This window comes from Lipingzhangella rawalii (assembly GCF_031628175.1).
Lineage (GTDB): Bacteria > Actinomycetota > Actinomycetes > Streptosporangiales > Streptosporangiaceae > Lipingzhangella_A > Lipingzhangella_A rawalii.
On sequence record NZ_JAVLVT010000049.1, the window covers coordinates 1 to 447 of the forward strand.

The window sequence follows — 447 nt, forward strand, 5'->3', positions numbered from 1 at the left end:
CTGTGGCTCGTCCACGACGAAACCCCCACCGAGACCGGTCGGGTTGTGGCGTACTGCCGGGTCTCCTCCGCCGACCAGAAACCTGATCTGGACCGGCAGGTCGCCCGCGTGGTCCAAACCGCCACCGACCAGGGCATGCCCGTGGCCGAGGTCGTCACCGAGGTCGGGTCCGGGCTGAACGGGCGCCGCAGTAAACTCCACCGGCTCCTCGCCGACGCGGAGGTGACCACGATCGTGGTCGAACACCGCGACCGGCTCGCCCGCTTCGGCGTGGAGCACCTGGAGTCGGCGCTGAACGCATCCGGGCGACGCCTGGTCGTCCTGGAAGACGACGGCACCGACAACGATCTGGTGCGGGACATGACCGAGGTGCTGACCGCGCTGTGCGCCCGCCGGTACGGGCAGCGTTCCGCCAAGCGGCGGGCCGCCCGCGGGGTCGCCGCAGCC

The 447-nt window shown here is 71.6% G+C and carries 1 protein-coding gene; it reads left to right on the plus strand.

What is annotated here, in order from left to right:
• The coding region (locus tag RIF23_RS20710; protein WP_310914316.1) for an IS607 family transposase at positions 1-447 on the plus strand (447 nt) is incomplete at both ends.